The following is a 19684-nucleotide window of genomic DNA, read 5'->3' on the forward strand; positions in this document are numbered from 1 at the left end:
TTGTTTGAATACGGATACAGACCATGACTGAAGCTGCCCTCGCCCCAGAACCCCTGCACGCTCCGTCTGTTATTCGGTTGCTGCTGGGCAAATTGGGGATTGCCTACGAAGAAGTGCTGGACCACCACGGCCTGAACGCCTCGCGCAAAGTACAAGCCGTGTTGCTGGATGACGCCGTTGGCGCGCTGATGGTGCTGTTCCCGCAAAGCCAATTGCTGGACCTCAATCGCCTCGCCGAACTGACCGGCCGCCGCCTCACTGCCGTGCCCACCGAACGCCTGGTGAAGATGCTCGGCAAACACAGCCTCAGCCTGCTGCCCGGTCTGCCGGCGCTGACCAGTTCGCCGTGCCTGTACGAAGAAAGCCTGCTGCGCGAACCGAAGTTGCTGATCAACTCGGGCGAGCCGGGCCTGCTGCTGGAAATCACCAGCGAAGATTTCAAGACCATGCTGACCAAGGCCAGCGCCGCCAACTTCGGCGAGAACCTGACCAGCATCCGCCCCAACCTCGACCGCCCCGACGATGACCGCAAGGAAATCACCCAGGCCGTTCAAGTGTTCACCGCACGACGCATCCAGCAACGCCTGGAAGAGACCATCGAGATTCCGCCGCTGGCCGAGACCGCGCAGAAAATCATCAAGCTGCGCGTCGACCCCAACGCCACCATCGACGACATCACCGGCGTCGTCGAAACCGACCCGGCGCTGGCGGCACAAGTCGTCAGCTGGGCCGCGTCGCCGTACTACGCCTCGCCGGGCAAGATTCGTTCGGTGGAAGACGCGATTGTGCGGGTCCTGGGTTTCGACCTGGTGATCAACCTCGCGCTGGGCCTGGCCCTGGGCAAAACCCTGAGCCTGCCCAAAGACCACCCGCAACACGCCACGCCGTACTGGCAGCAGTCGATCTACACCGCCGCCGTCATCGAAGGCCTGACCCGTGCCATGCCGCGCGCCCAGCGCCCGGAAGCCGGCCTGACCTACCTCGCCGGCCTGCTGCACAACTTTGGCTACCTGCTGCTGGCCCACGTCTTCCCGCCGCACTTCTCGCTGATCTGCCGCCACCTGGAAGTCAACCAGCACCTGTGCCACAGCTACGTCGAGCAACACCTGCTGGGCATCAGCCGCGAACAGATCGGCTCATGGCTGATGCGCTACTGGGACATGCCCGAAGAACTGGCCACCGCCCTGCGCTTCCAACACGACCCGCACTACGACGGCGACTATGCCGAATACCCGAACCTCGTCTGCCTGTCCGTGCGCCTGCTACGCGGCCGCGGCATCGGCTCCGGCCCGGATGAAGACATCCCCGACGCCCTGCTCGAACGCGTCGGCCTGAGCCGCGAAAAAGCCAACGACGTCGTCACCAAAGTGCTTGAGGCTGAAGTGCTGTTGCGCGAACTGGCTTCGCAATTCAGCCAGACCTAAAAACAATCGCGGGCAAGCCCGCTCCCACAGGATTGAGGTGATCCCTGTGGGAGCGGGCTTGCCCGCGATGAATCCCCCGCCGATCCAACTGAATCACCACAGGGTCAAACACTCAACTCTTGATCGTTCCCACGCTCTGCGTGGTAACGCATCCCGTGACGCTCTGCGTCACAGCCCCAACCCAACACTCAAGCCTTCGCCTTGGCTTTAGCCTTCCTAGGCTTCAAATACTTGGTCAACCCCTGAAACCACATCACCAACGCCGGATTCCCTTTGATCTGAATCGACTTGTCCTGAATCCCCGTCATAAACGCCAACTGCTTGTTCTTCGCCTGCATCGTGGCAAAGCCATACGCCGCATCTTTAAACGCAATCGCAAACGCCGGCTCGGCATACACACCCGATTTGCTGGTAATCCGCTGGTCCTTCACAAAGAAATGCCGCGCCACCTTCCCGTCCTGGGTCTGTAGCTGAAACACCAATTCCTTGTCACCCAACTGCTGCTGAAACGCAGGATTAGTCCGGCTGGCCTTACCCATCAACAAACCCAGCATCCACAGAAGAAAACGAAATTTCATGCGCACAGCCTCAAGAGAAAAATGAACGGCCGGCGCAGTGTAGCGGCTTCGGACGATAACGACAGCATCGCGTTGCGTTAGAAGAAGATGACGCGCTTTTTGACGCTGATGACTACCAAGTCATTGACGAAACGTGTGTGTTTAAAAGCGTGGAAGATTTGGTGTTTCTACGCTCGACGCTATCGGAAGTTTCCTTCAACACGCGGGGGTGTTCGTGAACTAGGCAGCTTTGCGCTCGGCCGATAGTCTTTGTTGGTCGCCGCAAAATCGGTGATACGGACGTGCAAGTCCGGCGGGATACACAATGGTTATGGCAATTCATCGAGCATTTTTCTATGCTCGCGAACCGTTATGGCAGTTGTGTATGGGAGACCTTCGGGTCTGCCGGGAATCCCGCCGGTCTTGCACACCTATGCACAGCTGCCACCTCTTTCGAAGTGCAAGCGAAACGGTGTCGGCTCCTTAATTACGGGATTTATACCTTTGATCAAGCCAACACCGAATCCACCAGAACACGAAGACACATCCCCCTACGAATCCCTCGATTCGAAGAAACTCCACGAAGCCGCCGAACGCGCCCTCAACCACCATTTCGCCCCACCGCCCGAGAAGCCCAAGCCTCGCAAAGGCAACCTCTTCACCGTCTCCCCCGACATCGACACCGAAGCCCTCCTGGCCAACGCCTCGGAAGACCTGCTATCCATCAGCGCCATCGCCGCCAACCTGGCCGACGATGTGGAAGGCACGCTGCGCTCCGTAGCACTGGCGATCAGCAGAATGTCGGATGGGGTTCGGTTGTTGGTGGAGCGAGCGCTGGATCATATTGATTCGTCGAATCCGGCGGTGCATCGAGGGAAGGTGTAGCAAAAATATGAAGGGGACTTTACGTCCCCTTCTTCATTCAAATGCATCAGTAATATTTGTACTCCGAGATGAAGTGTTGATACTACCGATCACTTCCAAAGGTACAAAAAATACTTAAAATCACCATGCATCTACGCATACTAGTGCCGCACTTCCAGAATGGACTCTCCAGATGCCCTTTGCCTTACCGCGCTCTACCCTTATCCACGCCATGATGCTGTCCAGTATGGCCTTTACCACAGTTGCTGCCGCCAACAGTTTCGACTGCGCCAATGCCGCTACACCTACAGAAAAAGCAATCTGTACTGACCCATACACGCTTGGACTGGATAGTAAATTGGGGCAGGTATGGAAAACGGCAAAGGCGACAGTGAAGGACACGGTGACACTGAAGGCTGATCAACGCGAGTGGATTAAACACCGCGACCACTGCGCTACCGACTTTCATTGCTTGCGACGCAGTTATTTGATGCGGATTGTAGCGCTCCAACACGCAGGTAAACCTTTCAACTGGAAAGGGACTTGGCGACGTATCCCTGATGGGCGATTCGACAGCGCCGAATGGAAGATAAGCGGGCGCGCGCCACAATTCGATTTCACAGTAAAAGCGGCTAATAAAATGAGCTCAGGAACGTTGACTGATACGTTCAACCTGGAAGGCTCCCAAGGTATTTATCGCAGCGAAGATTGCACGTTACTGATGACACCAAGCACCGGCCTCCTTTACGTCATCCAAGTGGGTGAATGCCGAGGAACTGACGCATCCTTCGGTGGACGTTATGTCGCATCCGAACAGCCACTTAATATGAACTATGACCTGCTGTCCCTAGGGCTAGTCCGCACGCAAGAAGAAGACGACGCAGCTCGGCAATTGCTTAAGGATGACTATCAAACCATTCTGGATGCCAGTGACTCGTTTTACTACGTAGACGAGTCAGCCGCAGACAACCTGGGGGCTCAAGTCGCCAAAATTCGAGTATTGGGGCTTCCGCCTCCCAACGCTGCACTACTCATGCGTGGGCGCGACGCTCAACTTTGGGTCGCGGTGCTGGTCAGCGATCAGAAGCAGAACTACCGTGTGCGCTACTACACTAACGTGCAGGGCTGGAAAGGACGTTTGCCAGGCCCGATTCAACGCTGGTATGCCGAACAATTCGATTGGCGCAAGGCGCCACTGGATTACATGCCGTAGGAGCCAAAGGATAGGGGACACACAGAACGAAAAGGGGACGTTGAGTCCTCTTTTCTTGATGATCTCGACTTACCACTGTAGTGGTCTAATTTCCCCGGACACCTCGATAGGTGGAGAATGCATCTATCGAGGAGTTTTTCATGACTGGCAAACGCAGGGCATTCGACGACAGCTTCAAGCTGCAAGTCGTAAAGATGATCAAGGACCAAGGACTGGCCGTTCCGCAGGTCTGTCGCGACCTGAATATTGGTGAGACCGCCGTCCGGCGCTGGGTACAGCAGTACGAGGCTGAACAGCTGGGAGAGGCCGGAATCGGCAAACCGTTGACGGCTGAGCAACAGCGCATCCGGCAGCTGGAGCAGGAAAACCGCCAGCTCAAGATGGATAACGATGTATTAAAAAAAGCCACCGCCTTCTTTGCCCGCGAGCTGAAGTAACGTATCGCCTGGTTCGTCAGCTGCAACAGAAGGCTTATTCGGTGGCGTATGTCTGTCGGCTGCTGGGTATCAGCCGATCCGGTTTCTACGAGGCCAACAAGCGTGCTGGAGCGCCAGCCTCGATTTGTCCCGTGACTGTGCAACTCAAGGCGTCGTTTGCTGCGAGTGGCGGCAGCTATGGCAGTCGCCCGTTGCGTAAAGCGTTGCGCGCTAAGGGTATGGAAATAGGCGTTTATAAAATTCGTCGCTTGATGCGCGCCAACGGTCTGCGTTCGGCCTGGAAGCGCAAGTTTGTGCACACGACCGATAGCAACCACGACCTGCCGATCGCTGAAAATGTGTTGAATCGTCAATTCGAACCCGCGGCGGTGAACAAGGCTTGGGTGGCGGACATTACCTATATCCGGACCCGTAGCGGCTGGCTGTACCTGGCCGTGGTACTGGACTTGTTCTCACGCAAGATCGTGGGTTGGTCCATGGCCCCGAACATGCCTGCCGAGCTGGTGTGTAGTGCCATGCAACTGGCAGTTGCTCAGCGTCAACCGCCACTTGGTCTGATCGCTCACTCGGATCGCGGTAGCCAGTACGCCAGCGCGAGCTACAGGGCGCTGCTGACAAGAAATAACATGCAGCAAAGCATGAGCCGTAAAGGTAACTGTTGGGACAACTCAGTGATGGAGCGCTTCTTCCTGAGTTTGAAAATGGAGCGGGTATGGCGGCGCGATTACGCCAACCACGCCGAAGCGATACGTGACATCACTGAATACATCGTTGGGTATTACAACAACGAGCGGCTGCACTCAAAACTGGGATATCTGCCACCGACCGTTTACGAACGGGCAATGGCGTCGAAACCACCTATCGAGGTGTCCGGAATTAATTGACCACTGCACCACTGACAACCTGTCTCTGGTGACGCTTCCATGCTGATATCTTGATCGAACGAATACTTCTTACCGGATTTGTAATTCGTGTAGTACATCGAGTTCACCCGAGCCCCCTGAGTTGCCCTTTCATACTCCCCCGTCATCCCACCGTCAGAAACCTCCACCCAAGTCGTCGTGAACTGATACGGCCCGTCTTCCGTCATGACTTCTTCCTCAGTGTTCCGATAGACGAGAGGAATGGCCTTCTCAGACTTGCTATACCTAACGCCCGCACCGCTCCATTTGGTGACCGAGTCGTAATAGGTTCTGAATTCGAAATTGATGTTTTTGCCCTCCTGCGAGCGGAAGCAAGAGACCTCAGTCGTGACTTCGCTGTGAGCCGCCATCGGAGAGAGGAGTAGCAGGACTACAAAAAACGAAGAAAAATATTTCAAACCGATTATTCCTTCAGCGGCTCATAGGTATCTGAAAGCGCATTCGCACAGCGCAATAAGCGATGTCTTCACGAAACAGACGAAAGCTCATCTCGCACTGCGCATCCGCATATTGCTTCCACACCGGATCGTCGAAGTCACCCCCTCCCAGCAGATTGATCGAGGCCTTCAGACCGCTTTCGCGGTCCTGCCCTGCCATCAACGATGCAGCTTTGTAAAAGCCATCATTAGGCAGACCAGTCTGTAGATAAATGGGCTCACCCAAGCGGGCACTGGTTGTCTGCGCCAAACAAGCCAGCTTTTCGATAGGCGCCTCCGCTCCCGGCAAAACGGCCTGATACAAATCCTCGCAATACGCTTCTTTAAAGCGAACCCACTTTCTTTGCACATCGGTCAGCTGCTTCTTGTCTGCGGGAGACAAGCTGACTAGGGTTTTCTTGTATTGCTCATTCAACACAGCGTCGACTTTTTCGAATCTTTGCTGGCCACAGGTGATCAAGTCGGGATTGGAAAAACTGTCCGGGTTGCATGTTTCTCGAGCATGCGCAGGGACTAACAAAGCAGCGAAACAAATGCCTGAACCCCATTCAATGAGCGCTCTGAGCCTGATCATGATTCGGGCGCTCCAGCGCTACGCTCACTCACCCTCGCCGGAATCTTAGAAGCCTTTTCCACTTCAGACATTTGCGATGCGTATTGCTTGTACGCCGCCACCGCTCGAGCCTTGTCGCCCACCGCCCAATAACTGTCGGCAATGTTCAGATAAGCGACGGTACGGCCTGGGTTGTATGCGATGACAGCGCTCAACAACTCAATTGATTCCTGGAAATAACCAGCCTCACCCAACAAAAAGCCGAGATCATTCGACCAACCAACATGCTGCGGATAGTAGTACTTACGGACGAGGTAGCTGTTTGGATCACAGATGTCTTGTGAGCCACCACCCATCAGTGCATAGCTCATCACATACCTGAAGGCGTCGTTATTACCCTTGCGATAAGCCTCCAGAGCCGAATCCAGAAACTCCGACGACTCGACAGTCATCAGTTTTTTATAACCGCCCTTTGGGGCTTCCATTTTCGCTATGCGTAATTGTTGAAGAGCCATACGGCCATCGAAGGTAGCAAGGCTGGCATGTCCAAGCATCCCTTCGGGAAGCTCCGAGACACTGATAAGTGAGCGATCACAGGAACTGTTATTGGTCACTTGCAGCACGCTTTTCAGCTCAAACTGCCTTGAGCTTCTATTGAACGCGAACAACAGGTTGAAGTTGTAAACTGCGTTATCTTCCTCGTTGGTCACCAGCGCAATGTAATCCCCTGCTTCAACGAGCCCCTGCTTGACCAGCACTTCTTCCTCTTGTGGATTCACAACTGTCATGGTACCAGTTTGACCTTTGAGAACCCGGACGCTGAAACCATCCAGGAGAACAGGCGAGTACTGGCTCTTGATCAAAGGCAACGCCTTCGACGTATCGAGCAATATGCCCTCACTGAGTGCTTGTACCGGCGCGATCAGCAACCGCTGGGAAGCCTCGTCCGCTTCTCCCGACAGAACAAACACGTTTTGGCGTGATCCGTCGCCCAGCAAGCTTGCCGGGATCTCCTTGAGGACTTGCGGGGCAGCAAGTGCGCATGAAGCGGGTAGCAGCCCTAGGGTCAACACGATAAAGCGGATGAACATATTCACTGTTTCAGTCCCTGAATTTCAGATCGCTCAACTACTCGTTGCGAAATCTTCTGCGCTTTGCCGGCGGCGCTCATCGCCGCGCGATACTCGCTGTAATACCGCTGCGCTTCATCTTTGCGATCAAGTCGCCACAGTGAATCAGCCATGTTCAACATCAACACCGTGCGCCTGCCGACCGCCTCAACGCCTCGATAAAACTTCAGCGCAAGCTCATCGTTACCGCCCTCGGCCAAGTAAAAACCCAAGTCGTTGAACGTCTGAACATTTTTCGACGGGGGATGACACGCCATGTAGGACTCCGGACTCAAAAAGCTCAGGCTCCATTCGATGGATTCTACGCGGGACTGCGCCGAGTCGATGCCCATGACATGCTTCAACAAGTCCTTTGGGGACTTCGTCTCCAAGGCGGGATTGAGCACTTCGCCGTCTTCGGAAACCCACTCTTTGCCCACCCATTTACCGACACAAAAGCTGGCAGAACGCTCAGCCAGCACGCAACCGGTCTCCATTGAGATCACATCGCAATGCTGTTGCGACACCGGCTTTTCTTCACCATTCTCGACCGACAACATGCCGAAGCTCACCGGGTCGAGCAACAAGGTTTTCTTGTCAGGACTAAGCCAACCGGAGTGCCCATCGACGCCAACGTCGATGCTGAAGAGCGGGAAGGTTTTGCCGTTTGCGGTGAACCATGCAGTCGCCGACTCTACACCGGGCATCGTCCATTTTGTCGCTCGAAACGTCACTGTGTGTCCGTCGATGCCGACTATTGGCGGGTCTTCGGCAAAGGCACTGGTGGCGGCAAGAAGGCTGCCGATCATCAACACCCTCTTAAGGCTGGCCATAAACGATCCTTTTCATTGCAGGGCTTTCCGATTGCAGTTGCTTCTTCGTAACGCCATAAGCCTTGATCAACACTTCTCGGTATCCCTTCGAGCCAAATGAGCGTTGGTTGTTGTCAAAGCTGTACTGCTCCAATCGCCCCGCGACAACAATGGGGGCAAATTTATTTACCGAAAGCTCACCTACCTTAAATGAATCTGTCCCCATATCTCGAAACCCACTCTATAAATAAGCCCCCCCTTTACGCCCAGGCAAAACGCACTTGCAGCGAGAAGGATGGATTAAACTGCCAAATACAAACCCGCCATACTATTTATTGTGCATTAGGCTCGATGTAATACGTTTCAGCGTGCTTAAGGAGCGACAAAATGCTCTTCCTTACCTCATTCGTGTCCTTTTCCTCACCGCATGTATCTATAAAAAACACGTGATTTTTTCCTGCCTCAAATGATGTGGTAAAGCAAACCGCACCCAAAAAATAAACACCCTCGACACCAGACCAATTACTACCAGAATACGTCCTTGCCTTTGCCAAAGGATGCGATCCGATTCCAACTTTCAAACCATCCTTCTCTTGCACATAATCTCCAGATATTGCATCCGCCAAAGTCATATCTTCGCAACTGATTTTGATATTCCGCACCCTGCCGTCTTTATATTTGTATTTAATAATAGTCTCTCCTTCACTTGTATCCTCAGATGAAAAGCCCGAGAAATTGCTTGCCTTCATTCCGCAACCATCGGTTTCAACAATTAGATTTTCGCCAGCGTGTGCCAGAAAGAATGAGGAAAGCAAATAGAAAGCTACGATCTTAATCACTATTTTTGCCTCTTAATGAACGACGGAATTGGTGCTGGCAACTCTCCAGGCTCTGGGCTTGGATATAACAGATCCGACAATATCGCTTGTACATTGGTAAATGCATCTCTTCGTTCAGGCAATCCATTCATACGTATCGTTGTAGTCGGCTTACCTGTATTCACATGACGCCCAACTAAATCTAGTGTTGGATTGCTCAGTCTACTCTCCGCACTGAGAGAAACGCTACACTGGTGTGTCTTCCAGTTAAAGTCCTCACACACGTCCACCCGCCACGCAACATTCATAGCGACAGGATCGCTTGTTTTATTGGCCTTATTTTTCGCCCACCAAAAACCAGCGCTTTCAGCTTGGTCATAAGATTCTGATCCAACCGCATTTCTCCAAGCTACGTTCTGAGTTTCATTGTTTACTTGCCGACCTCGATGTTTAAAGTACTTGATGTAATTATCTTTATGCGTTACCTGAATAATCCCCCGACCATACCAATCTCCGTAGGTCTTGCCTTTACCCTCTCCAAGTTCCGAAAACTGAGAAAAGAACCCTGACTCTACCAAGCCATTTGCCATAAACTGACTCATACGCTGCTTCGTTACAACCAAATATTTTCGCATAACTTCATTGAGTGACACTTTAATTCTCACAGCCCTGCGAGAAGCGCCAGAATATGGAATACTTGCACGATATAATATTTTACTCTTATGATCCTCACCAACAAATGACCGAGGGATGCATTGTATTAATTCACCTGCGCTCAACCATGAGCACTTCCTAAACGTTTCAACAAACTCTTTTGGTGGAAAATGCCAGTGCTTGGATTCTATATCCGTTAAACCAGCCTCCTCCCAAAACGCCATAGCCTCTTGGTGAGCTTTAAGTTTTTCGTAGTCACCTTCCGGCATAGGTGGCCCCAGTTCCGACTCTTTTAGCAACCAACCATAACGAGTATCGAAATCGCTTTTGCCCCACTCACTTGGAAATTTAAAAATGCATCGTTTTAGCTTCTGCTTGGAGCTTTCCGTTTCGATGATCGCTTGGTTATGTTGCTTTATGCGATAGCTCTTGCTGTAAACATGCTCTTCCTCAGGCTTAGCAGGCGCATACTTAATATTCGGATTCTGAGATATTTCTACCAAATTTCTGGAAACCGGATAAAGAGGATCTTCATCGAGTTTCAGTAGAGATCTCAAATAGGGTGACTGACAATGACTATCTTCATCAGCATCATCATCAATCAGCTTCCACCCCTGCCAATGAGGGAAGTCAGCATCACTAAAACAAGTAACCGTGTTGCCATTCAAATTAAACCAAGCAGCTCCGCTAGGAAGAGCAATTTTTCGCCAATGTGCCGCATTGGAAGGTGCTAATACATCAGGCCCAAGTACTCGGCCAAAGCGAAGTAGTTCGTAACCCGCGCTTGGACACCCAGGATAGCGGGCAGCGGCTTTCTCATAGAGTTCGTACTCAAAATCTTTTTCCTCCTTTTGCTCACCAATACATTCGCCATCAAGCGTGTAAGTACTCAACGTGCATTGCCCTTGGCTATAACTCATACGCACGAAAATATCTTCTTCCGGACGAAATGCACAACTGGACATGTTGTTCGAATCAGCCCATGAACTAGGATGATCCGTGTAACCCATAACTTCTGGAGGCAGACAAAAGTACATGTCGCCCCAACAGCTTTCTTTACGTCCAGACTTTGTCTGGTATGCCAGCTCTCGTTCCGTCCGACCTGTCAGGTTCTTGACCTGGTTGTCATCCGCAATAATTTCAAAATGGATTTTATTAGCAGAACCGTAGATTTTTCCTGCCTCGCCGAGCGCTTCCTTACGGTAAATCTGCATTCCTTTCCTCAGATCTTTCACCGTTATTTTGGAAAGATGCATATAGATCGAATAGAAAACCACCTTCGAATTTGCACCCTCACCAATCTCGGTTTCGTGCCGCAAGACAATGCAACCATTGTCAGTCCATCCGCTGTAATTCAAAGGGGCTTCAGCGCTTGCGTCCACAGGGGCTGGTTCGCGGAAATACGCTAACGTCCCGTCGGCAATCGCGCGTACAGGCAACACGCGCCCGGCTTCTGTAGGGGCTTTTAGGTGGGTACCACCATGCCAGTTCAGATCAAAGCTGATTGGGAAAAAACCGTCCCCGGGAGCGCCACACAACATGGCTCGATTCAGAAACGCTTCGTCGTCCTCTCCAGCAGTCGGTGCCGGAAGAAATGGAGGGCTAATCAACATAGGTGTGATCCATATTTAATCAATTTTTCAAATCCATTGAGCGCTGACTTCACAGCGATAACAGGTACTTTGTCCTAGGTTTAGGTTCCTCAGGCGCATTCCCCAACGCCTGATCCATCAAACTCCCCGCCTTATCCTTATCCGCCGCCCCCGGCAGCACCGGCGGTTTAATCCCGATCCCGGTCCCGCTCCCGGCCGAACCACCCGCATTAATCTTCACCACCGGCCCAACAACCGTCACCCCACCGGCATCCAGCTTGATAAAGCTCCCTCCCCCCAAAATGGTGAGTTCGCTGCCAGCCTCAATAACAATCTTCGCCCCAGCCTTCACATGAATCTCTTTCCCAACACTCGTCAGTTGCGCAGTCCCCAGCTTCACATGCTGGTTCTGCCCAATCGTCAGGTGATCATCCATCCGAGCTTCAGTCTTGCGATCAGCAATCGTGGTGCGATGCTCTTCCGCCTTCAGCTCGGTGTAGGTGTTCTTCACCACCGTGTCGTGGCGTTCGTTGCCGACGCGAATCTTCTGGTCATGCTCAATGTTTTCATCCCAATCCCGCTGGGCATGGATGAAGATCTGCTCGGCACCTTTCTTGTCTTCAATACGCAGTTCATTAAACCCACCGCCCCCCGGTGAGCTCAGTGTTTTGAACACGGTGCGGGTTTTGTTCGCCGGCAGTTCGTAGGGGACTTGGTTTTCCTTGTGGTACAGGCAACCAGTCACGAGCGGTTGGTCGGGGTCGCCTTCGAGGAAGGTGACGAGTACTTCCATGCCGATGCGCGGAATGACGATGGCGCCGTAGCGGTCGCCGGCCCAGCTCGATGAAACGCGCATCCAGCAGCTGGTTTTGTCGTCGGCCAGGCCTTCGCGGTCCCAGTGGAATTGCACTTTGATGCGGCCGTATTGGTCGCAGTGAATTTCTTCGCCTTTGGGGCCGGTGACCATGGCGGTCTGGCTGCCGAGTACGCGGGGTTTTGGGTGTTCCAGCGCGGGGCGGTAGAAGACGTTCCACGGGGTGGCGAGGAAGCGGTTGCGGTAGCCCTGGTGAAAGTCGTCTTTGTTGTCGGTGGTGTCGCTGGTGACCGACTCTTCGAGGACTTGCGGTTGTTTGCCTTCGTGGACGATTTCCGTGAGCAGCCAGAGGTCGTTCCACTCGGTGCGCGGGTGGTCGGACATTTCCAGGAAGTGGCCGCTGATGAGCCGGGTCAGGTCGCCGTGGCCTTCGGCTTGCTGGTAGTCGGCGCGGTGGCGTTCGAGGGCGCGTTGGCTGAGGAATTTGCCGCGCGCGCGGTCGAGGAAGCGGCCAGGGTAGTCGTAGTCTTCCAGATCCGGTTCGGTGCTTTCGCCGTCGGGTTTGTACGCCGCTTCGAGTTGCAGGCGTGGTTTTTCGAAGTCGTAGTCGCGGCGGGTGGTGCGGCTGGTACGGGTTTCCAGGCGCAGTTTGAAGCCTTTGATCACCGGTTCGTCAGCGACCATGCCGCTGCCTTGCACATAAGCCGTTGGCTGCCCGAGTTTCGGGAACACGGTCTGGTCGTCGCCGAATACCAGCAGATGACCTTTGGCACTGTGCTGGAAGTGGTAGTGAATGCCTTCCTCTTCGCACAAGCGCTGGACGAAGTGCAGGTCGGTTTCGTCGTACTGCACGCAGTAGTCGCGGTCCGGGCACGGTTGGCTGAGCTGGAAGCGGTACGCGTTGCCCTTGATACCGTGTTCTTCGAGGATCAGCGCGATGATTTTCGGTGCCGACATCTGCTGGTAGATGCGCTGGTTGGTGCGGTGATGCAGGTATTGCAGGTGCGGCACCAGGGAAATTTTGTAGCGGGTCAGGCGTTTGCCGGCGTCACCTTGGGCGACGCGGTAGATCTGGCCGTGGATGCCCGAACCCTGTGGATCGAACGCGAGGAATGCCTGTTTGTGCAGCAGCTGTTCCAGGTCCAGATCAGGGTTTTCGCTGACCAGTTCGAGGTCGAAGCAATACGGCTGGCTGATGCCTTCGGTGCCGGTGAACGACAGCACTTGCAGGTCGCCCGAATGCACGGCGCCGACGTAGTCTTCAACGGTCAGGCTGAAATGCGTTTCGTTAGACGGGTTGAACATTGCTTGCTCCCTGTTCGGTGGTCATCCGTTACGCCTTAAATCGCAGGCGTTGCAGCAAAGACGAAGTGGCGCCCAGGGCGTCACGCAATTGGGCGGCGGTGATGGTGCGCTTGGCCGCATCGAAAGCCAGCGCCGTTCGCAGGGCTGGCCAGCAGTGTTTGGGCAGGTTGCGCGGCGGGTGCAGCTCGCGCTCGAGCTGGCCGTCGCGGGCCTCGGTCGAGGACAAGCGGCGGAACGGGTGTTTGCCGCCGGCCAGTTCGTAGAGCACGCAGGCCACGCCGTAGACGTCGGCGCTGGCGGTCAGCGGTTGGCCTTCGAGCAGTTCCGGGGCGGCGTAGCCGGGGGTCCAGGCGTTGAAGCGGTCGCGACTCAGGTGCGGCAGGCCGGGGAGGATGCCTTCCACGGCTTGGCCGAGGCCGAAGTCAAACAAGCGCACGCCTTCTTCGCTGAGCATCACGTTGCTCGGTTTCATGTCGCCGTGCAGCACGCCGCGCGAGTGGGCATAGGCCAGCGCGTCGAGCAGCGGCAGCGCGATGTCGCGCAGTTCTTTCCACGGCAGGCCCAGGGGCCGCTCGCAGAGTAATTTGTCCAGGGTCAGCCCACGCATGAGTTCCATGGTGATGAAGGCGCGCTGGCAGTCGGTGTCCACGTCAAAGCTGTGTAAACGCAGCACGTTGTCGTGGCGCAGGCGCCGGGTCAGGGCGAACTCGCTGTAGAGCAAGGCGCTGGCGTCCGGCGATTCGGCAAATTCTTCGCTGAGGATTTTCAGCGCGATGTAAGGGTCGGGATCGCCGAACTGTTCGCTCAGTAAATCCCGTGCGCGGTAAACCGCGCCCATACCGCCGGCACCGAGCAGGCGCTCGATGCGGTAACGACCTGCGAGTACGTCCGGCATTTCGCCGAGGCTGGGCTTGGTCGGCGCCAGCGCGGGCTCAGCTTTATTCGGCTTGGCGAACGCGAAATAAGTCAGGTTGCTGACTTCTTCGTCGCTCACCAGCAGGTCGTCGAGCGGCGGCATGAGTTGGGTCATTGGCGGATCACCACGGCAGTCAGATTGTCCCGCGCCGAGCCACGCAGAGCGCCATCGAACAGACGCTCCAGCGCAACGTGCGGCGCGGTCAGGCTCAGGGCATTGCCCAAGGCATCGCTGCTGAGCCCGTTGTACAAACCATCGCTGCACAACAGAAACGCATCGCCGGGATAAACCTCAAGCTCAAGAACGTCCAGGGTCAACTGCTCGGCCGCCCCGACCGCACGGGTCAGGGCATGGGCGGCAGGATGAGCCTTGGCGTCTTCGATGCTCATGTTTTGCTCGTCGATGAGTTGCTGTTGCAGCGAATGGTCCTTGGACAGTTGATACAAACGCTGGCCGCGCCACAGGTAGCAACGGCTGTCACCGGCCCAGATGCAGGCCGCGCGATTGCCGTCCACCAGCAGCGCCACCACGGTGCTGCCCATGATGCTGTCGTGGCGCCCGGCGGTGACGGTCAACTCCTGACCCAAGCGGCGGTTCAACCAGTGCAGGCACTGGCGAATGCCTTTGAGGCGTTCGTCGAAATCATCCTGCACCGGCAATTCCGCCAGGCTGGCGACGATCAACTGGCTGGCGATGTCGCCACCCTGATGACCGCCCATGCCGTCCGCGACCACCCACAGCCCCTGCTGTGGACAGTCGAGGAAAGCATCTTCGTTGCGCGCCCGAACCTTGCCGGCGTCGGTACGCGCAGCGCTGCGCCAGGGACTGGCAACCAGCATCAGAGCTGCACCGGCATACGGAAGGTGCGCAGCACGCCCATGTCGAACGGGTTCGGCGTGCGTTGGCTGCTGAGCAGGTAATTGGCGCGCAGGCCACCGACGTCAGCCTTCAATACCAGCACGTCGCGACCACTCAGGTACTCGGTCTGCATCAGGTCGAACAGACGGAACAGCGACCATGGGCCAGTGTTCTTTTCGATACCGATCGGGCGGCCAGCCATTTTGTCGAGGACCAGGCTGGTGCGACCGTCTTCAGCGTCGGTCGGCCATTTGAACGACACCGGCACGATCGGGCCGTGACGGTACTCGATGGTCTTGTCGCCAAACTTGAACTCGGAACGGCTGACGGCCGGGTCGAGGGTGTACGGCTCCAGTTTGAACTGCACTTGCGGCTCGGCCGGGTTGATCGAGAAGAAGCTCTGGCGAATCACTTGTGCCGCCGCCATCTGGTCGAGGTAGACCTTGGAGATCGGCAGGCTGTGACCGTCGATGACGCGCAGACGGAAGTTGCCCGGATCACCGCTCACGAACGGGCGCATGTACGTCTCGAAGAAGCGATCGTTGATGCCCTGGGCCTTGAAGAACTCGCGGAAGTCGCTGATCGCCACGTCGCTGGTGCTGTGGGCGCTGAACGGATATCGCTTGTTGATCGCCTTTCCATAGAAGCTGTACAGCTCGCTCTGATAGCGCTGGTTCAGGTACTGGTAGGAATCGTTGAGCACCAGGCGCCAGGTGTCTTCGGCCAGCACGTTGAACCACACGCTGACCGGACGCGGCAAGCGGTTGGAGGCATTGCGCAACGCACTCAACGCATCGCGCTGGCCGCTCATGCGGGTCTTGGCCATTTCGAACGCGGCTTGCTCCGGCGCGCTGGCACGGGCCAGGCTTGCCAGTTGCAGTTGCAGGTCGTTGAGCGCCGCCAATGCAGGGGTCAAATCAGCGGCCGGGCCGTTGTTGTCATCCAGCAGACGGTGCAACGGTTCGAAGCGACGTTGCAGGGATTTCTTCGCGGTGTCCGGCAAGTTCTTCGCCATGTCCGCGGCCTTGTCCGCCGCAGCAGAGGCCAGTTTGCCGAGCTTGCCGCCCTTCTCCGCGAGTTTTTCGGCCGCAGCAGCAGCGTCATCGGCGCTCTCGGCGATCACTGGAAAACGGGTGTTCTCGCGCACTTCCACCAGCAGTTGCAGCACTGGCGAGTTGGCCGAGGTCAGGCCCGCCAGTTGCTCGGCGCCCTCACTGAAGTCGCTGATTGCGGGCAGTGCCACCTGGCCCACCGCTTCACTCCAGAAGTTGGCGTAGTCGCGGAAGTACAGTTGCTCCAGTTCGACCATCAGGCGGCGCAAGTCCATGCCGCTGATGCCCGAACCTTCGCCCAGCACCCAGTTGTCACGCAGGATGTCGGTGACCAGCGCAGAACCCTGGACCGAGAAATACTGCTGATAACCCTGCTGGGTGTAGAAACCCGGGATCACGTAATCGGTGCCGACAAACAGCGAGCCCTGTGGGCCCAGGTGTTGGCTGAGACGGTACTCCGGCAGGTTGCGGGCCTGCTCGCGCAGCATCCGGTAAACCACGTTGGCCAACGATTCGCTGCGCAGGACCTGACGGGCCTGAGCCACCAGCTGATCGTTCAGCGGGTAGATAAACGGCTGCTGCAGCAAACGTTCGAAGTGCGTGTTAAGACCATTCTGCACGGCGGTGTTGCCGGCATAACGCTGGGACCATTCGGTGGCGACCCAATCCTTGAGCCACGGGCCGTCGCGACGGTCTTTCATGTTCAGCATCAGGTACGCGCGCAGGCTGTTGAGCAAGCGTTCGCGGTCGTGCATGTTGGCGCGGATCTGCCCTTCCAGCAGCGTCGCGACTTTCGGCAGCAGTTGCGCTTCGAGCTCACGCTCGTAGGCGCTCTTGACCACTGGGTTGACGTCTTCGCCTTGGTACAGACCGCCGCGCTCGTGGTAACCCACGTCACCTTTTTTCGGGAAGACCTGAGTCGCCGCGTAGGCCGTGTCGAGCGGCTTGAGCACCGCCATGGAATCATCGCGCGCGGTCAGGGCCGCGCGTTGTTGTGTCCAATTAGTGGCGAGGTTGCGCAGGTTTTCCAGGCGCTCGTAGTTGGCCGAGAAACCACCCGCCCACAGCATGCCGAACAACGCCAAGGCCGCCAGCGCGCCCACATACAGCGCTCGTTGGCCCCAATGGATGCGGCTGCGTTCGCGCTTGTCCAGCCCGGCCAGGTCGGCCTCGGGGAAAATCACCCGGCTGAGCAAATGGTGAATGAAGCGCGAGCGGCCGCTGCGCAAGGTCGGCAGCATACCGGCGTTCATGCCCAGGCTCGCGCCGATGCCGGCGGTGGTCTGGTCCATTTCTTGAGTCAAGTTAGGTGCGCTGGTCAGGTAGAAACCACGCAACTGGCTGACACGCTGGTAGCGGTTGCCGGTGAACGCCATGTCGACGAACAGGCACAGGCGCTCGCCGATTTGCCCCAGTTGATGCGGGAAATCGAGGATGCGGCCACGGCGCTGGGTGTCACGCTCCTGGTGCATGCGCATGATCACTTGGCTGTTGAGGCGACGCAGCAGCTCTTCGAACTCGGTGCGCAGCACGGTCACATCGGTGCCGCTCTGCTCTTTGCGGAAGCTCGTGCCGAGCACCTGATCGCTTTCTTCGCGGGTCAGTTGATCGAAGAACTCGTCGAAACCGAGCAGCTTGTCGGCCTTGCTCAGTACCAGGTAAACCGGCACGTCGACGTGGAGTTTTTGATGCACGTCCTGCAAGCGCGCACGCACCTGGCGGGCCAGGGTCTCGAGGTCTTTCTCGTCCGGGCACAGCAGGGTTTCCACCGGAATGGTCACCAGCACACCGTTCAACGGACGGTTGCGGCGACGCTTGCGCAGCAGGTCGAGCAAGGTACTCCAGGCGCTGCCGTCGACTTCGCCGTCCGCCTGGGTCAGGTAGCGGCCAGCGGTGTCGATCAGCACACCGTGGTCGGCAAAGTACCAGTCGCAATGACGGGTGCCTTGGGTGTCGCGGGTGAGTTTGCGGTCGATCTTGTTGATCGGAAACTCAAGGCCCGAGAAGTCCAGCAGGCTGGTCTTGCCGCTGCCCTGTGGGCCGATCAGCAAGTACCACGGCAAATCACTGCGCCAGCGTTCGCTGCGGCCGCGATACAGGCTCGACGTCTTGAGGGTTTTCAGGGCGTCCTTGAAACGCACCTTCAACTCCTTCTCTTCTTCGTCGATCAGCTCTTCGCGGCGGATGCGATCCTGGCCGTCTTCGGTGTCTTCGACGGCTTTTTTACGCACACCGGCGCGCCAGCTGACGAAGACCATGGTCAGGCCCCAGATCAGGAACAGCACGCTGATGGTCAGCAAGCGCGAGGTCGAACCTTCCCAGAACTTGTAGTCATCCACCGCCAGCAGCGGTCCGACGAACCACACCAGCAGCGCGACAAACAGCACCACCAGCAAGGTCCAGACCCAGGTCTTGCGCAAGAATGCGCCGACTTTCTTGAAAAACTTTTTCATGACACGTCCCTGTTTACGGCTGCGACTGCGGCTGGACCGCGGCCGGATCTAGCGGCTGGAAAGGTTGCAGAACGGTGTCGCGCTGCTCGCCGAGTACCCAGGCGAAACCGGAATACATCACCACCAGGCAGACGAAGGTGAACAGCACCACCATCCACGCCGGCACGATGCGCACCAGGCTGCGGCGCTGGTCGTTCAGGCCTTCCCAGTGCGGCGACAGCTCACGCGGCACGTCGCCACGCAGTTGACGGATCTGCCGGTACAAGGCGTCGCGGATGCCTTCGAGTTCGAGCATGCCGCGTGCTTGCACGCGGTACTTGCCTTCGAAACCGAGGGACAGGCACAGGTACATCAGTTCCAGCATCGGCAGGTGCTTGACCGGGTTTTTCGACAGGCGATCCAGCAGCTGGAAGAACTTCTCGCCGCCGAAGGTTTCGTTGTGGAAGCTGCTGAGCAGGCTCATCTGCGACCACTCGCTTTCGTTGCCCCACGGCGTGGTCACGACGGCTTCGTCGACCACGGTGCACAGCACGTAACGCGCAGCCATTACCTGACTGCTTTCGGCGCCGTTGTGCAGTGCGCGCACTTCAAACAGCTTGAGCCCGGCGGTCAGCCGCTCGTTGAGCGCGTACAGGTCTTCGCGGGTGTCGCTGTGCTTGAGCCGCACCACTTCCGACAACAGCTCGGAAGCGGCGGCCACCAGCGAATTGAGGCTGATGTTGAACGCTTCGGCCGGGCGCAGGCGCGCGGCGTAGATCATGCGTTCTTCCAGTTGTTCGAAGCGCGGTGGCGCGGCGAAGTCGGTCAGCGGACTTTGCGCCGGGCCGTGGCCCTGGCGGTCGAGCAAGACGGTTTTATCGTCCTGATGGTGTTCCATGTCCTTGATCATGTCT

General features: G+C 56.5%; 16 protein-coding genes. 4 read left to right on the forward strand and 12 right to left on the reverse strand.

What is annotated here, in order from left to right:
* The first annotated feature begins 23 nt into the window (after positions 1-23).
* Positions 24-1424: an aminoacyl-tRNA deacylase and HDOD domain-containing protein gene (locus LOY55_RS29925; protein WP_223523044.1), complete on the forward strand. Its 1401-nt coding sequence runs from the start codon at positions 24-26 to the stop codon at positions 1422-1424.
* Between the two features lie 188 nt (positions 1425-1612).
* Here LOY55_RS29925 and LOY55_RS29930 read toward each other — a convergent pair whose 3' ends face one another.
* Positions 1613-2002 (reverse strand): helicase, encoded by a 390-nt coding sequence (locus LOY55_RS29930; RefSeq protein WP_077431027.1) that lies wholly within the window; start codon positions 2000-2002, stop codon positions 1613-1615.
* Between the two features lie 483 nt (positions 2003-2485).
* On the opposite strand from LOY55_RS29930, the gene LOY55_RS29935 reads away from it, so the two are divergent.
* The 3 genes from LOY55_RS29935 to LOY55_RS29945 all read left to right on the forward strand — a co-directional run bounded on the left by LOY55_RS29935 (position 2486) and on the right by LOY55_RS29945 (position 5379).
* Positions 2486-2866 (forward strand): DUF6124 family protein, encoded by a 381-nt coding sequence (locus tag LOY55_RS29935; RefSeq protein ID WP_109785771.1) that lies wholly within the window; start codon positions 2486-2488, stop codon positions 2864-2866.
* 172 nt (positions 2867-3038) lie between these two features.
* Positions 3039-4058 (forward strand): lysozyme inhibitor LprI family protein, encoded by a 1020-nt coding sequence (locus tag LOY55_RS29940; RefSeq protein ID WP_109785748.1) that lies wholly within the window; start codon positions 3039-3041, stop codon positions 4056-4058.
* Between the two features lie 140 nt (positions 4059-4198).
* A protein-coding gene (locus LOY55_RS29945; protein WP_408980969.1) for an IS3 family transposase occupies positions 4199-5379 on the forward strand; the annotation gives its coding sequence in 2 pieces (ribosomal slippage) (positions 4199-4466 and positions 4466-5379; 1182 coding nt in all).
* Here LOY55_RS29945 and LOY55_RS29950 read toward each other — a convergent pair.
* From LOY55_RS29950 to icmH, 11 genes are all read right to left on the reverse strand, one after another.
* Complete coding sequence (locus LOY55_RS29950; protein ID WP_309475393.1) at positions 5325-5816, reverse strand: hypothetical protein; 492 nt, start codon at positions 5814-5816, stop codon at positions 5325-5327. The two genes, LOY55_RS29945 and LOY55_RS29950, sit on opposite strands and share 55 nt — an antisense overlap.
* A gap of 13 nt (positions 5817-5829) precedes the next feature.
* A complete protein-coding gene (locus tag LOY55_RS29955; RefSeq protein ID WP_223523048.1) occupies positions 5830-6429 on the reverse strand; it encodes a lysozyme inhibitor LprI family protein in 600 nt (199 codons plus the stop codon).
* Entirely contained in the window at positions 6426-7499 is a 1074-nt protein-coding gene (locus tag LOY55_RS29960; protein WP_223523098.1) for a M48 family metallopeptidase, read from the reverse strand. The genes LOY55_RS29955 and LOY55_RS29960 overlap by 4 nt, the downstream gene beginning before the upstream one ends.
* 2 nt (positions 7500-7501) lie before the next feature.
* On the reverse strand, positions 7502-8350 hold the full coding sequence (locus LOY55_RS29965; protein ID WP_223523050.1) for a type IV pilus biogenesis/stability protein PilW: 849 nt from the start codon (positions 8348-8350) through the stop codon (positions 7502-7504).
* Positions 8351-8661: 311 nt separating this feature from the next.
* The gene (locus LOY55_RS29970) at positions 8662-9168 is read right to left on the reverse strand and encodes a hypothetical protein (RefSeq protein ID WP_223523051.1); all 507 of its coding nucleotides are present in this window, start codon (positions 9166-9168) and stop codon (positions 8662-8664) included.
* Entirely contained in the window at positions 9168-11414 is a 2247-nt protein-coding gene (locus LOY55_RS29975) for a M23 family metallopeptidase (RefSeq protein WP_223523053.1), read from the reverse strand. Before LOY55_RS29975 ends, LOY55_RS29970 begins: the two co-directional genes overlap by 1 nt.
* Positions 11415-11463: 49 nt before the next feature.
* Entirely contained in the window at positions 11464-13512 is a 2049-nt protein-coding gene (locus tag LOY55_RS29980) for a type VI secretion system tip protein VgrG (RefSeq protein ID WP_223523055.1), read from the reverse strand.
* Positions 13513-13540: 28 nt separating this feature from the next.
* Positions 13541-14542 (reverse strand): serine/threonine-protein kinase, encoded by a 1002-nt coding sequence (locus LOY55_RS29985; RefSeq protein ID WP_258667293.1) that lies wholly within the window; start codon positions 14540-14542, stop codon positions 13541-13543.
* On the reverse strand, positions 14539-15267 hold the full coding sequence (locus LOY55_RS29990; protein WP_123433131.1) for a PP2C family serine/threonine-protein phosphatase: 729 nt from the start codon (positions 15265-15267) through the stop codon (positions 14539-14541). The genes LOY55_RS29985 and LOY55_RS29990 overlap by 4 nt, the downstream gene beginning before the upstream one ends.
* Positions 15267-18791 carry a type VI secretion system membrane subunit TssM gene (tssM, locus tag LOY55_RS29995; protein WP_258667295.1) on the reverse strand — a complete coding sequence of 1175 codons (3525 nt, stop codon included), beginning with the start codon at positions 18789-18791 and terminating at the stop codon, positions 15267-15269. Before tssM ends, LOY55_RS29990 begins: the two co-directional genes overlap by 1 nt.
* Positions 18792-18804: 13 nt before the next feature.
* A complete protein-coding gene (gene icmH, locus LOY55_RS30000; RefSeq protein ID WP_109785755.1) occupies positions 18805-19680 on the reverse strand; it encodes a type IVB secretion system protein IcmH/DotU in 876 nt (291 codons plus the stop codon).
* Positions 19681-19684: the final 4 nt, after the last annotated feature.

Source organism: Pseudomonas sp. B21-040, assembly GCF_024748695.1.
Lineage (GTDB): Bacteria > Pseudomonadota > Gammaproteobacteria > Pseudomonadales > Pseudomonadaceae > Aquipseudomonas.

Excerpts from the sequence above, each read along its gene's own strand:
- LOY55_RS29925 (WP_223523044.1), top strand. The coding sequence starts at position 24 with ATGACTGAAGCTGCCCTCGCCCCAGAACCCCTGCACGCTCCGTCTGTT.
- LOY55_RS29980 (WP_223523055.1), bottom strand. The coding sequence starts at position 13,512 with ATGTTCAACCCGTCTAACGAAACGCATTTCAGCCTGACCGTTGAAGAC.
- LOY55_RS29965 (WP_223523050.1), bottom strand. The coding sequence starts at position 8,350 with ATGGCCAGCCTTAAGAGGGTGTTGATGATCGGCAGCCTTCTTGCCGCC.
- LOY55_RS29990 (WP_123433131.1), bottom strand. The coding sequence starts at position 15,267 with ATGCTGGTTGCCAGTCCCTGGCGCAGCGCTGCGCGTACCGACGCCGGC.
- LOY55_RS29985 (WP_258667293.1), bottom strand. The coding sequence starts at position 14,542 with ATGACCCAACTCATGCCGCCGCTCGACGACCTGCTGGTGAGCGACGAA.
- icmH (WP_109785755.1), bottom strand. The coding sequence starts at position 19,680 with ATGATCAAGGACATGGAACACCATCAGGACGATAAAACCGTCTTGCTC.
- LOY55_RS29975 (WP_223523053.1), bottom strand. The coding sequence starts at position 11,414 with ATGTTGATTAGCCCTCCATTTCTTCCGGCACCGACTGCTGGAGAGGAC.
- LOY55_RS29960 (WP_223523098.1), bottom strand. The coding sequence starts at position 7,499 with ATGTTCATCCGCTTTATCGTGTTGACCCTAGGGCTGCTACCCGCTTCA.
- LOY55_RS29955 (WP_223523048.1), bottom strand. The coding sequence starts at position 6,429 with ATGATCAGGCTCAGAGCGCTCATTGAATGGGGTTCAGGCATTTGTTTC.
- tssM (WP_258667295.1), bottom strand. The coding sequence starts at position 18,791 with ATGAAAAAGTTTTTCAAGAAAGTCGGCGCATTCTTGCGCAAGACCTGG.
- LOY55_RS29930 (WP_077431027.1), bottom strand. The coding sequence starts at position 2,002 with ATGAAATTTCGTTTTCTTCTGTGGATGCTGGGTTTGTTGATGGGTAAG.
- LOY55_RS29940 (WP_109785748.1), top strand. The coding sequence starts at position 3,039 with ATGCCCTTTGCCTTACCGCGCTCTACCCTTATCCACGCCATGATGCTG.